The 11,971-nt window shown below is 59.7% G+C and carries 10 protein-coding genes; 8 read left to right on the forward strand and 2 right to left on the reverse strand.

The window, feature by feature from the left end:
- Nucleotides 1-126 precede the first annotated feature (126 nt).
- The 6 genes from ACCD05_RS00005 to ACCD05_RS00030 all read left to right on the forward strand — a co-directional run bounded on the left by ACCD05_RS00005 (nucleotide 127) and on the right by ACCD05_RS00030 (nucleotide 8,636).
- The gene (locus ACCD05_RS00005; RefSeq protein WP_413390349.1) at nucleotides 127-1,467 is read left to right on the forward strand and encodes a tyrosine-type recombinase/integrase; all 1,341 of its coding nucleotides are present in this window, start codon (nucleotides 127-129) and stop codon (nucleotides 1,465-1,467) included.
- The gene (locus tag ACCD05_RS00010; protein ID WP_413390351.1) at nucleotides 1,464-2,996 is read left to right on the forward strand and encodes a tyrosine-type recombinase/integrase; all 1,533 of its coding nucleotides are present in this window, start codon (nucleotides 1,464-1,466) and stop codon (nucleotides 2,994-2,996) included. The genes ACCD05_RS00005 and ACCD05_RS00010 overlap by 4 nt, the downstream gene beginning before the upstream one ends.
- A complete protein-coding gene (locus tag ACCD05_RS00015; RefSeq protein WP_413390353.1) occupies nucleotides 2,993-5,353 on the forward strand; it encodes a hypothetical protein in 2,361 nt (786 codons plus the stop codon). The genes ACCD05_RS00010 and ACCD05_RS00015 overlap by 4 nt, the downstream gene beginning before the upstream one ends.
- Nucleotides 5,346-5,798, forward strand: a complete 453-nt coding sequence (locus tag ACCD05_RS00020; protein ID WP_413390355.1) for a hypothetical protein — start codon at nucleotides 5,346-5,348, stop codon at nucleotides 5,796-5,798. The genes ACCD05_RS00015 and ACCD05_RS00020 overlap by 8 nt, the downstream gene beginning before the upstream one ends.
- Nucleotides 5,798-6,208 (forward strand): hypothetical protein, encoded by a 411-nt coding sequence (locus tag ACCD05_RS00025; RefSeq protein WP_413390356.1) that lies wholly within the window; start codon nucleotides 5,798-5,800, stop codon nucleotides 6,206-6,208. The genes ACCD05_RS00020 and ACCD05_RS00025 overlap by 1 nt, the downstream gene beginning before the upstream one ends.
- A gap of 139 nt (nucleotides 6,209-6,347) precedes the next feature.
- Nucleotides 6,348-8,636, forward strand: coding sequence for an AAA family ATPase (locus ACCD05_RS00030; protein WP_413390358.1), 2,289 nt, complete (start codon nucleotides 6,348-6,350; stop codon nucleotides 8,634-8,636).
- A gap of 265 nt (nucleotides 8,637-8,901) precedes the next feature.
- On the opposite strand, the gene ACCD05_RS00035 is transcribed toward ACCD05_RS00030, so the two are convergent.
- On the reverse strand, nucleotides 8,902-9,522 hold the full coding sequence (locus tag ACCD05_RS00035; protein WP_413390360.1) for a TetR/AcrR family transcriptional regulator: 621 nt from the start codon (nucleotides 9,520-9,522) through the stop codon (nucleotides 8,902-8,904).
- A 110-nt stretch (nucleotides 9,523-9,632) separates the two neighbouring features.
- Here ACCD05_RS00035 and ACCD05_RS00040 point away from each other — a divergent pair, with 110 nt between their 5' ends.
- A complete protein-coding gene (locus tag ACCD05_RS00040) occupies nucleotides 9,633-9,926 on the forward strand; it encodes a hypothetical protein (RefSeq protein ID WP_413390362.1) in 294 nt (97 codons plus the stop codon).
- Between the two features lie 167 nt (nucleotides 9,927-10,093).
- Nucleotides 10,094-10,891, forward strand: a complete 798-nt coding sequence (locus ACCD05_RS00045; protein WP_413390364.1) for a creatininase family protein — start codon at nucleotides 10,094-10,096, stop codon at nucleotides 10,889-10,891.
- 24 nt (nucleotides 10,892-10,915) lie between these two features.
- Here the strand turns inward: ACCD05_RS00045 and ACCD05_RS00050 are convergent, their stop codons facing one another.
- Nucleotides 10,916-11,866 (reverse strand): LysR family transcriptional regulator, encoded by a 951-nt coding sequence (locus tag ACCD05_RS00050; protein ID WP_413390366.1) that lies wholly within the window; start codon nucleotides 11,864-11,866, stop codon nucleotides 10,916-10,918.
- Nucleotides 11,867-11,971 lie beyond the last annotated feature (105 nt).

Consider the following 11,971-nt stretch of genomic DNA (forward strand, 5'->3'; position numbering starts at 1 on the left):
CGTCTCCGCGTTATCAAACGCGGGGAGTGTGACACTCTAACTTTGCTAAATTAGGACATTCTAACTTTGCGGCTACACACAGTTATCGCATAAGATAGATTATGGAACATCTGGGCGGTTTGGTGCGTGTTGCATTTCGTGCCCAAACCGCTTTTTCCTCGACTGTGGAAAACGGCCTATCTTGCGGTTTCCGCTGTTGCGTTCTCTTGCGCCGATGGCATGTTTGCACTCGTTGCAAATATGCGAGCCTTCATGCCAGTTATCAATATCCGAAGTGAAGAGCTACCACCGGCCGCACGCGGCCTCATCATTGTCAACTCGCTTGGCCTACCACGGTTCTGGGCAACCATATGGAGCGACATCCTGAACCCAAGACTGGAGCCGTCGAGCCGCCAGAAATATTTGACGGCCATCGACCGTCTCTACGAGGCAGTCTCCGAACAACATGGTGTCGATTGTCTGGACCGCCTCATTGCTGATGCTGATGGCGATGCCTTGGAAGAATGTCTCCTTGGCTTCTTCGCTCAGCTCAGAAACGAGGCAGTCATCGAAAATGCGGACAAGTCGTCTACTTGGAAGTTTGCGCTCGACTTCGCGACGGAAATGCTTCGCCAGGCCGGTAGCACGGCCGGTACGCGGGCGAACGAAATCCAGGCAAAGGTACATCGCCTTGAGACCTTCTACCGCAACCTAGTTCCGAACCCCCAGAAGCCGCCGCCGCCGATCCGGGCACTTCCGCCGCTCGTAATCGAGGACCTGTACGAAATCTTCAGGCCGGATTCGACGCGAAACCCCTTCAAGACTGAAGCGCTGCGCTGGCGCAACCTCTTGGTCTTCATGTTGCTGTTGCGCCTTGGGCTTCGGCGTGGTGAAGGCGCGTTGCTGTACGCTTCCTCGTTTAAGGAGGACTTCGATCCAGTCGCTCGCAAGACCGTTCACTGGTTGGATGTCGAGGAAGTCGATGATCCGGACCCACGGTACGAACAGCCTGGACTGAAGACGGAGACCTCGCGACGCCAGCTTCCGTTACAGGAAGAGATCGTTGAACTCGTCAGGTTCTACATCCGCAACTATCGCGGACGGGTAAACCACCCACACCTTCTGATCTCTCAAAAAGGCCTGCCACTTTCGCTGCGATCCCTCAGTGAAATCTTCGAGGTTGCGACGAAGGCGCTGTCCGACGAAGCTAAGCAGTCTCTGAAAAAGCAAGGACTTAAAGGCGTCTCTTGTCACGATCTCCGCCATACATCCGCTGTCGTTAGGATGCGTCGGTATCAGGACACGGGCAATGATCTGGACAAGGCTCAGGAGAAGCTGCGGACATTTTTTGGGTGGTCGAAGAAGTCGGATATGCCGCGCCTCTATGCCAAGGCCTACTTCGAAACCAGCCTGGACGAAGTCTGGGGCGAAAAATTTGACCACTTTGTGGATGCTCTTCGACGCACTGTTCCGGAGACATCCCATTGAAAGCCGCCGTCACGCATCAGAACGACCGCCTCGCCGCCGCTATTGATCGCCTGACATCGAGATTGCCGCCGCTGCCTGCGGTGGTTAAATACTATGATGATTTTGCGAACGAGATATGCTCCGTCCGAGACCTATCCGAAACCGACCAAGTCTTCCTTGCCGTGGACGGCCGCCAGCATTCAATATCGTTCCATGCGTTTGGTCCCGCAACGCAGGTAATGAAACATGTGTTCGCCGAATGGCTTGGCGAACACGACCTTCACTACGTGACGATCCTGTTTGGCAGCACCCTGAGCTATCTCGCACGTCGCGGCGTCCCCTCTCTCATCGAGCTATTGGTGTCACAGCCATTCGATGCTCGATCCCATTGGAACACATTCGTTCTTGCAGAGGTAAGCGCCAGAGAAAGCTACTCGCTAAGAGCCATTCTTCATTCCCTCTGTCGGCTCAACATTGGTCATTGGACGCCCACGGCGGCATCGATCATTCGAGCTCTGAAGAGCCCAAAGACCGACAAGTATCGCGTCGTTCGCATCGGTGATTGCTTCCTGCCACTGGATCACCAAAGCCTGATTGTCGACCACATCGATGCGATGTGCGCCGCGCTATCGAATGATCCCCAGTCGATTGATGACGAAGCGTTGCGGGACGTGTGCATCTTGGTCACGTCATACCAGTATGCCTTCCGTCCGGGTCAGATAGCACGGATCGAGACGGCCGATGTTCGGCTGTACTCGACTGGTGCGGTGCATGTGGCGGTCACCCGGATCAAGCAGAAGGATCACCGCAAGCGCATTCGAGAAACCCGGCGGATCAAGCGAGAGTGGGGGCCGCTCTTCAATGAGTTCGTGAAGCGCCGGGACGCAGGAAGCGTCATGATAGAGGAGGGCGTGCCCCCTCGCCTCCTCTTCGGCCTCACACCGTCCGGTGTTAGCCGGGTCATTCTTGAGCTTACGTCGGACTTGACAGGAGAAGCCTGGTCTCCAACTAACCTGAGACATACGGCGGCGCAACGCCTCGCGGACGGCGGCATCTCGCACGCCGGTCTGTCGGAGTTCATGGGACACTCCAGCGACCGCGTAGCCAACGTCTACTTCGACGCATCTCCACCACAGGCCAAGCGTATCAATGATGCGCTTGCGATCTCACCAATCTACAAAAACGTAGCCAAGATTGCGACGACGAGGACCATCGACAAGGAAATGCTTCTGGGCCTCCCGGCCGAGAAGCAGATCGGGGGCGTGCCTCACGGGATTCCTATTGCGGGGATAGGAGGTTGCAACCTGGGTCAAAACCTCTGCATGAAGAACCCGGTGGTAGCTTGCTACACCTGCTCCCAGTTCATGCCGCTCAATGATCCTGAAATCCATCAGGACGTCGTGGAGAGCCTTCGCCCGGTCGTTACTGAGTTCGCCGCCGTATCCCGCAACAACCAGCAATCGCCCGCTTACGCTCAGTTGAAGAGCACCCTCGACGCCGCAAGACGTGTTGCCGAGGAACTGAAATCCGATGGTGAGGAAGAGGTATGAATCCATTCTATGCCGAATTTATCACCACGGCAAAGAGGCTGGCCGAAGAGCGCGGCCTGAGCTGGAACCTGGTCTTTGACGGTGATGGCAAGGTCAGCAAGGAGACAAGGTGGAACCTGACGGAGCTGAGGGGCGGGCTCTCCAAACCGGTCCAATGGCTCGGGCAGGTCGGGGTCGACACCGCGCCGTTCGAGAAACTAAACGAGATCAGAGTCGAAATGGGGCAAGGTCTCCTGCTGCCAAAGCCCATGTCGCCTCACTGGCTGGACTTCTTCCAGGCCGTTTTGATCCACCAGCTCCTCCTTGGTCAGACGAAGCCCGGAAGCGCCGTTCAAGTGGGCGTTGGCATTCGACGGCTGGCACCTGCAGCAGAGGATTCTCCGCCCTGGGCAGTTACCCCTGATCAAATCCAGCAGGCCTATAACGCCGTTCTTCGGTCATCGGAATCCGGCAAGCAAGCGCTCGACTTCGTGACGATGGTCAGGAACGTCATCGACAAGCAGAAGCTTGCCGATATCCCTGCTCTGGCCCGGTTCTGTCAGCCATATGCCAGCAAGGAAGCATTGACAGCGCAGCAGCGGGCCGATGCGGTTAAGGACCGTCAAAACGCTCATGGTGGCCGCAAGAGCCTTAGGCGCAGCCTGGCTGAACGGAAGTCGGCGTCGAAGCTTCCGGATGAGAAGGCCTTCTGGGAACTGGTGCGGATTGTCTTCACCGAGACGCCCCTGTCCTTCTCGGATGCGATCCGGTTTGCGGCATTCAAGGTTCAGATCATCATGGGCTTCCGGATCGGAGAGGCGGCCCTACTACCGTTGGATTGGAAACGTTGGCGCGAATATCTGGACGCCGACGGCCGACCGGCCGGAGAGCATGGTGGGCTCTCCCGCTCGCTGATCATCAGGTACTTCGCCGAAAAGCAGGAAGAGGACGACCTCGCCGAGGGCTTGGCCCTTTACGAGAACATCCAGCACGTCCCACCGATGTTCGAGGAAATTTTGGTAGAGACGCTCGACCACATCGCCACCATCACCGCCCCGCTGCGGGAGCGATTGAAACGGCAGGCCGAGACGGGCCGTATCTTTCCCGAATATGCCGAGGACGCGCTCGTTCCCGCGTGGGAGATGTATGTCCGCATGACAGGAAATGCCGTCTTCTCGGACGTAGAGGTTCCGCCGGAGCTGATCCGGCAATACCGCGAGAGCTACGATCCCCAGTTACTCCAGGATATGCGCGAAATCCACTTGCAGGGGCGTCCCAAAGGCCTGCCCCAATATTGGTTCCGTGGAGAACTAGCTTCAGTGCCTATAAGGGACGCCTTCGGTAATCCCATGATCGGTAACGTTAAGTGGCGCGAGGCGCTGGTGCGCGTAGGTGACGTAGAGAGTTATGTCCACGAACATATCGGGACGAAGGTGTCGGACACGACACCGACCATTCTCACGGATGGTTCCAAGTTCTATCCTCATGAACTCTTGTTCTTGATGCCGATCAGAAACCTCATCGAGGGGCGCAACAACGGCCTTCTCGACATAACTATGTACTCGGCCGTCGGCATTCTGGACAAAGGCCCGCTGAACGGCTCCTTGAGCGGCAAGGCAAGCGGCGAAACCCTCTTCCAGCGTTACGGCCAGACCGCCGAGGATCGTGCGCTGACGCTGACCTCTCATTCCTTGCGGCACCTGCAGAACACAGAGCTGTTCCGTCTAGGGGTCGCCGACACGATGATCACCAAGAAGTTCGGCCGCCGTAGCGTCCAGCAGAGCTACGAGTACGATCACCGAAGCCTTCATGAGGATATCGAACATATCGACGTTCCTCCGGAAGCCGAAGATTCTCTCGGCGACAAGGCGCTTCAGGTCTACAAGATGATCGCCGCCAACAAGGTGCGTGGACCTATCGTCGACGAGTTCCGGCGTGTCCAACGCGAGTATGGCGACGACGCAGCCTTCGACTACCTCAATGCAGAGGCCGACGGCCTCCACGTCACTCCCTACGGGCTATGCGTGAACAGCTTCACCAGCGATCCTTGTCCGAAACACCTTGAATGCTTCAACGGCTGCCTCCATCTGGCCCGGACCGACGTCGTAGAGGAGCACGATCATCTCGAAAAGCTGCGTGACCGATTTGCGAAGATCATCATCCAGTTGGAATCCGTGCCAGAAGGCCGTCGATATGCCGGATGGGCGAACCAGATCGCCCACGCGCGTATCCGCTACGAGAACATCGGCAAGGCGCTCACGACAGAGCCCGGTGAACGTCCCTTCCCCGATGGCACGGACTTGTCCGTGACGCCCGAGCAGAAGTTCGGCAACACCATCATCGACACCATGAGCCGCCTGAGAGACCTCGATGATTGATAAGAACGCCCGTCTTGAGGAATTGCTTGAGGCGATGATCGCCGAAAACGAAACCATCACAGCAAGGGCTATCGTCCGGCGGAGCGGGGACGTCTTCAAGAACGCTACCGACATCACCCGGAATGTCGACCGTCGTGCCAAGTTTGAGGCAGCGCAGCTCAGACAGGAGACGATACGGGCTGCCATCGACCGGAGCAGCAAGAAGTCCCGCTCCGAACTGGAGCGGCTTGTCGAGGTGAAGAATGATGACATCGGTCAGCTCAAGGCCGACCGGGAGCTGCTGATCTCATCCCACCGCATGATGATCCATGCTGTTGCTCAAATGGGCGGACGCTCTAAATGGAAGCAGTTCTTCGAGGAGTACGACGTAGCTATCAACAAGCTTCATAGCATGGATGCGATCCCAACCGGTGAAGTCGTAACCCTTCCGCCGAGGAAATCCTGATGGCGCGAGGAACGGGTAAGAGCGGCGTCGAGGTCGCTCAAGAACATGTCGATGCCCTGGAAGCGTATCTGGAGAACCTCGGTGACCAGCCGCTGCCCCGTTACGGCGGCGTCGAGCTGAACAAGAGTGCCATCGCCAAGGCCTGCGGCTTCGACCGTCAGGTCTTCCGTAGCAATCCCCGTTGTGCCGAAATCCTGAGCAGCGCCGACGACCGTGATCGCAAGACCAACCTGACCCGCCTCGAACAGGCAGAGGCGGACCGCGAGCAGAAGGCCAAGGTCGATGGCAACCAGATGGCCTTGGAGGAAGAGAACCTTCGGCTGAAGGCGGAGAACGCCTCGCTGCGCCGCGACCTTGACCGCATGAAGCGGTTGAGCGCGGTGATCGCCGAGACTGGGAGACTTCCATGATTGGGTGTTTGAAGTCTGGTCCTCGGAGCCGCGCCGTCGTGGCCCCGACAGGCCGTGGGAGCTGGATCGCAGTGAATGAGGCACAGGGACCCGCGACGTCCCGTCGTGGGTGGCCGCAGTGAACGGAGAGCCAGAGCCCATGGCAGGGGCCAATCAACGACGGGGTGGCTCTGAGGATCAGACGTTCCTGGTCCTTGGTGAGCGTTCTGAGCAGTCTTCCTGGGAGCTGTCCATCACGTCAGTCCATGCCAGCCGGTTCGGCGACCATGTCATCATCGGCCGCGACGAGACCGAGCATCTCCGGCGTGCCCTCGTTCTTGCCAAGCGGTCGCCGCGTGATCCGGCCGTCGGCGAGACGTGGCGTATCACAGGCTCTATCCAACTCCATCCCGAGTATGGTCCGCAGCTCCATGCCGAAGTGGCCATGCCCCTTGTCACCAAAGGACGGGCTATCATTCGCCATCTGGCGACCGACAAGCGGTTCGTAAATATCGGCTGGGCGACGGCAGAGAGGGTCTGGGAGCGCTTCGGAGAGACCATCTACGACATCATCAGGGACCGCGACTTGAAGGCGCTCGCGGAGGTCGTGGGGGCGGATCGGGCAATTGCCATCGTCGACGGCTTCGGCATGCATGCTGAGGAGGTCGAAATCTTCCGCTGGCTGGACCGATATGGCGTCTCGCCTCGTGTGGCTGGTGCTGCCGCCCGCGTCTGGGGTCTTGGGGCCATCGCCCGCATCAAGGCCGATCCGTTCGGGATGACATTGCTGGAGCCGTGGAAGGACGTCGACGCGAGAGCGTTGCGGCTGGGCCTAGCCCTCGACGACCCGAGGCGGTTGACGGCCACCGTCGAGGAGGCATTGGCCATCCGCTTCCGGGCAGGGAACATGGCCTCCCCTTCCCCGGTTCTGAAGCCTCTCGTGAAACGTCTGCTCGCACCTTGGTCCGGCGATCCGGCGATTGCCATCGATCTGGCCTTGGCAAACGGTCGCGTTGTGTCGCCGTCACTTGATCTTCTTCAGTCCCGAGCCTGCCGGTTCATGGAGGAAGAGGTCGCCCGACACATCGACGAACGCATCGGCCGTGAGGTTCCGGGATTCGATGGCAAACTCGTGGTCGACGCCATGGCTAGTGTCGAGGCGGAGATCGGCTACGCTCTAACCGATGCGCAGCGCGAGGCGGTCTTCATGGCCACGACCTGCGGCGTCTGCGTGATCAGCGGCGGCGCGGGCACTGGCAAGACGACAGTCGTCCGGGCGATCCTCGCCGCCTTGGAGGCCATCCGTGACCATCTGCCAGTATCGCAGCGCCATGGCGTAGAACACCTGCAAGTGGCTCTCGCGGGCCGCGCCGTCAGGCGGATCAGCGAGGCGACAGGTCGCCCAGCGAGTACCCTATCGCGCTTGGTGCACGACATCGAGGATGCCGGTCGTCGTATCGAGGCGGGGACGGTCATCTTCGACGAATCTTCCATGCTTGATACCCCGTCGATCTACCGGGTGCTCGCCCAGTTGCCCATTGAAGTCAACCTGATCTTCATCGGCGACCCCGGCCAGCTTCCGCCCATCGGTCCCGGCCTGCCCTTCCACACCATGGTGAAGGCGGCGAGCATTCCATCGGTCACCCTCGACGTGGTTCACAGGCAGGATGACGCCACCGGCATTCCTGCCGTCGCATCCGCCGTGCGGACAGGAAAAGCGGTCGGTCTCCGGCGCTTCGATCCGAACGTCGCCCTGACACCTGGTGTCTACCTCTTCCCGGCGTCGAAAGACGACGTGGCCGCGAAGACTATAGCCGCGTTCCGCGCAATGTGCGGGCGGATTCCGGCCTATGGCAAGACGGCCGCCCTGCACGAGATGGACGTCCAGATACTCACGCAGGTGAAGAACGGCCCCGCTGGATCGAAGGACCTGAACCGCGCCATCGAAGTCGAATACATGGGCAAGCAGCCCAACGTCGAGGATTGGGGCCTCAGCCTCGGCTCGAAGATCATGTGGCTGAAGAACGATTACTCGAAGGCTCCTCAGCTCGACGCCGACGGGAAACCTGTTGTCGATAAGGTGACTGGCGATCCGATCTGTGCAGGCTTCATGAACGGCTCTCTGGGCGTCGTCACCAAGCCGCACCCCAAAGGTGCCTGGGTGCGGTTCGACGACGGCGCTGAAGACGTGATCACCACGGCCGACCTTGAGAAGCTTACCCATGGCTGGGCGATCAGCGTCCACAAGGCTCAGGGGTCGGCCTTCAAGCGGGTCATTATCCCCGTCGTCCGGTCGAAGCTGCTGGACCGGACGATGCTCTACACCGCGATAACTCGCGGCATAGAGACTGTAGTCCTCGTTGGAGACATCGATCTGATCAACGAGATCATCGAGGCCGCTCCCGCAAGCCTGCAGCGGAACACCGCTCTTCGGTTCGACGAAGAATAAAGCAACAGAAGGCTAGTTTGGACTCGGCAACATCATCAAAGGATGTTGCAATTCCATGCGCAGGAAAAAGCAACAAACACCGGGAAACCAGTGCGGCAACACCCCTTCTCACCGCTGGAACGCGGAAGCCCTCGCTCCGCAAAGCTTCTCGTTCACTCACTCACCCAGCTTCAAAGCCGAAACCGCACTCTTTGGAACTATCAGATGTACGCGGATACGTAAAGCTACTGACTCCGAATGCTCAGCAAGCCGCCCGCTGCTTACCTCATCGCTCCCCACCTCGATCACCGCCGCTGCGCAATCCCCTGATCATCTGGCCAATGAGTTTGTGAAGCTGCTGAGGATCGACGTCCAGCCGGCCGCTCAGCAAGCGGCTCCAGGCGAAGCCGGCCAGAAGTTCGATGGTGAGTTCCGGATCGACGTCGGCGTCGATCTCGCCTCGGCGCGTTGCGCGGCGCACGAGTTCGGCGGTCTGGTCGATGCGTTCGGCCATGTAGGTTCTGAGCGCAGCGGATGTCGTGGCGTCGCTTTGGGCTTCGGCGATGACGAAGCGGAAGATCGAGCCAGCTTCGCTGTCGCGCCAGTAATCGAAGAGCGCGGTGACGAAGGCGAACAGGTCGCTTTCGATCGATCCTGTATCCGGAACCGGCTCGACGTGCTTCTGATCATGATAGACGTCGAGCAGAAGTGCTGCGCGCGATGACCACCAGCGATAGATCGTCGGCTTTCCGGCGTGTGCGCGTCTGGCGACGGCCTCGATGGAGAAGCCGCTCAATCCTGTCTCACGCAGAATATCGGCGGCGGCCTTCAGGATCGCTTCCTGGCTCGCCGGATTGCGCTGCGCGCCGATCGAGGTGCGTCGCTCGGACGTCAGTGTCGATGTCATGAAACTCCTCCGTTATCCCTGACTTTCGTAGCACAACGCAGACTTGAATGAAACGTATCGTTTCGTTATGGTCTCATCGAAACGATGCGTTCTTATAAGAGGGGAAAACCATGAGCGCCGACCATAACGATACCGCATCTTCTGGCGATACGGGCACGACGCCGCCGCACCGGCTGCCCAGACCGTGCCGATTTCGCCTGTCCTTCCTGCTGATCATCGCCGTCTATCCGCTGATTACCGCGCTTCTCTATATTCTGATGCCGCTCACCAGCAGCTGGGAGACGTGGCACCGCACGCTGGTCATCACGCCCGTCATGGTGTCGCTGATCGTGTTTCTGGTGACGCCGACCATCCAGCGGCATTTCGGTTGGTATGTGCTGCGCATGCCGCGTCCCGAGCGGTAGAAGCGGGGCGGGGCGCCCTGCCCGGCATCTGTGCTGTAGCGCGCCCTCCTCCGTCCCGGTCGTGCAGATCTCTCGCAAAAAGGCATCGGCACGAACGCAAATTGATGCTTTTCGCATGCCGGCTTAAGGCCTAGTCAATGTCCCATCAGATCGAAGAGGACACGGCGATGGCAACCCCATTTTACTGGAACGAGCTCAACACCTACGATTTTGCCGGGCTGTCCGCCGACACCACGATCGCGATCCTGCCTATCGCGTCCACCGAGCAGCATGGGCCGCATCTGCCTGTTGCGACCGATGTCGCCATTGCCAACGGCATGCTGCAGGAACTGCGCCGCCAGCGGCCCGACGATCTCGACATATTGGTGCTGCCGACGCAGGAAATCGGCAAGGCCAACGAGCATGTCTATGGCCCGGGCACGCTGTCTCTCAGCGCGGAACTGCTCATTCCCGTCTGGACCGCGATCGGCGCGAAGGTGGCGGAAGCCGGCCTGCGCAAGATGGTGATCGTCAATTCGCACGGCGGCAATGTCGATATCATGAGCATCGTCGCGCGTGAGCTTAGAGTGCGCTATCAGATGGCCGTGGTTTCCACGCAGTGGGGCCGCTTTGGCCATCCCGACGGAATGATCAGCGAGCATGAGACGCGCTACGGCATTCACGGCGGCGAGGTCGAGACCTCGCTGATGCTGCATTTCCGGCCGGATCTGGTGCGAATGGAGAAGGCCGAGAACTTCACCTCGAAGGCCGAATGGATGCGCGAACAGTCGAAGTTCATCCAACCACTGCCGCCGCATTCCCTTGCCTGGATCGCCCATGATCTCAATCCGAACGGCGTGGTCGGCGATGCCTCGCGCGGCACCGCCGAAAAGGGCAAGGCGATCTGCAAGCATCAGGTCAAGGGCTTCGTCGAGATGCTTGAGGACCTCAAGCGCTATCCGCTCTCCAATCTCTACAGCAAATAGGCTGCGGCCCGGCCGGACCTATCATCACGTGGCGGCTGATCTGTCGGGCGCGATGTGGCCCTTGTCCTGCAGTTCTTGAACCAGCCCGGCGAGCTCGGCCAGGAGATATTCGACGAACAGGCTGGTGGCGGCGTCCAGCGGCGCGCGGGCGCGGGCGAAGAGCTTCATCGGCTGATGGCGGGCATGCGGTTCGGCGATCGGGCGGAACACCAGTTCGCCGGCACGGCATTCGGTTACCACGTCGAGCGGGTTGAGCATGGTCAGCCCTGCCCCGCATTTCACCAGTTTCTTCAGCATTTCCGAGGCGTTGCTCTCAAGCACCGGTTCGACGGACACATCAAGCCGCGCCAGCGCGAGATTGATGACATCGCGCAGACTGGTGCCCTGCTGCGCCAGCAGCAGCCGCTCCTGGACGACATCGCCGAGATTGATCGGTCCGTCACCGATCAGCCGGTGGCCGGGCGGCAGGACGATGCCGATCGGGATGTCGAAGCTTCCGAGCGAGCGAATGCCTGGCGTGGCCGGAATGTTGAAACCGAGGCCGATGTCGACCTCGCCTGAAAGCACCGGATTGACCGTCGTCGTGCCGGCGTCGTTCCTGATCTGGAAATAGACGCGCGGATGTTCGGTCTGGAAGCGCGCGATGATTTCCGCAAGCGGCCCCGATGCAAGCCCCACCGTCGTCACCAGTCGCACCTTGCCGGCCTGTTGCATCTTCAGGCTGCGGATGCGACCTTCCAGGCGATCGTAATTCTTAAGCACCTCGCGGATATGCTCGATGCACAGCTCGCCTGCGGCCGTCAGTCTCAGCCCGCGCGGCAGGCGCTCGAAAAGCGGCGCTCCGATTTCCTCCTCGAGCGCCAGGATCTGCCGGTTGATGGCCGAGGATGCGACGTTGAGGCGCGCGGCCGCCTTGCGGATCGAGCCGGAGCGGGCGATCTCGTCGATGTATTGGAGCTTTCTGGAGTGCAGCATTCGACCCTCGGTGCATCTATTTTAAGCGCCGCGCACAAATTAGAAACAGACGCTTCATGAGATGCCAAAAAGGCATCGTTGCGCACGAATTTTGATGCTTTTCAA

It is taken from the genome of Rhizobium sp. Rhizsp42, assembly GCF_047304155.1.
Lineage (GTDB): Bacteria > Pseudomonadota > Alphaproteobacteria > Rhizobiales > Rhizobiaceae > Rhizobium.

Excerpts from the sequence above, each read along its gene's own strand:
- ACCD05_RS00015 (WP_413390353.1), top strand. The coding sequence starts at position 2,993 with ATGAATCCATTCTATGCCGAATTTATCACCACGGCAAAGAGGCTGGCC.
- ACCD05_RS00020 (WP_413390355.1), top strand. The coding sequence starts at position 5,346 with ATGATTGATAAGAACGCCCGTCTTGAGGAATTGCTTGAGGCGATGATC.
- ACCD05_RS00025 (WP_413390356.1), top strand. The coding sequence starts at position 5,798 with ATGGCGCGAGGAACGGGTAAGAGCGGCGTCGAGGTCGCTCAAGAACAT.
- ACCD05_RS00030 (WP_413390358.1), top strand. The coding sequence starts at position 6,348 with ATGGCAGGGGCCAATCAACGACGGGGTGGCTCTGAGGATCAGACGTTC.
- ACCD05_RS00035 (WP_413390360.1), bottom strand. The coding sequence starts at position 9,522 with ATGACATCGACACTGACGTCCGAGCGACGCACCTCGATCGGCGCGCAG.
- ACCD05_RS00040 (WP_413390362.1), top strand. The coding sequence starts at position 9,633 with ATGAGCGCCGACCATAACGATACCGCATCTTCTGGCGATACGGGCACG.
- ACCD05_RS00045 (WP_413390364.1), top strand. The coding sequence starts at position 10,094 with ATGGCAACCCCATTTTACTGGAACGAGCTCAACACCTACGATTTTGCC.
- ACCD05_RS00050 (WP_413390366.1), bottom strand. The coding sequence starts at position 11,866 with ATGCTGCACTCCAGAAAGCTCCAATACATCGACGAGATCGCCCGCTCC.